The organism is Pelomonas nitida (assembly GCF_043555975.1).
Classification (GTDB): Bacteria; Pseudomonadota; Gammaproteobacteria; order Burkholderiales; family Burkholderiaceae_C; genus Pelomonas; species Pelomonas nitida.
The window spans coordinates 1-290 of sequence record NZ_JBIGIA010000060.1 but is presented as its reverse complement, the minus strand read 5'-3'; the positions used below and the strand labels follow the sequence as shown (position 1 = coordinate 290).

General features: G+C 65.5%; 1 protein-coding gene. It reads right to left on the bottom strand.

Annotated elements, in window-relative coordinates; genetic code table 11:
- Window positions 1–290: glycoside hydrolase family 9 protein (locus tag ACG00X_RS24100; RefSeq protein ID WP_394492373.1), on the bottom strand; the 290-nt coding region annotated here is incomplete at both ends.

Here is a 290-nt window from a genome sequence, read left to right as displayed (position 1 = left end):
AGATCGGCCCCATAGTCGGCTTGCGAAGCCACGCCGCGGTACACCACCGCGGCCGATGCCAACATCGCCGCGCCGGCCAGGGTGGCAGAGGTGCATTCGGGCAGGTAGTAGCGCGGACGGGTGTCGCTGCTGAGAGGGCTGCTGCCGCCCGAATAGGTGTCTACACCGATCTTGAGGAACAGGCCATCGGTGCCGGTGGCGTCCTGCATGCGCTTGATGAACTCCAGCTCCCACTTGATCTCGTCCAACAGGTCGGGCAGGCCATTGCCCGACTCGGGGATCCCCAGATC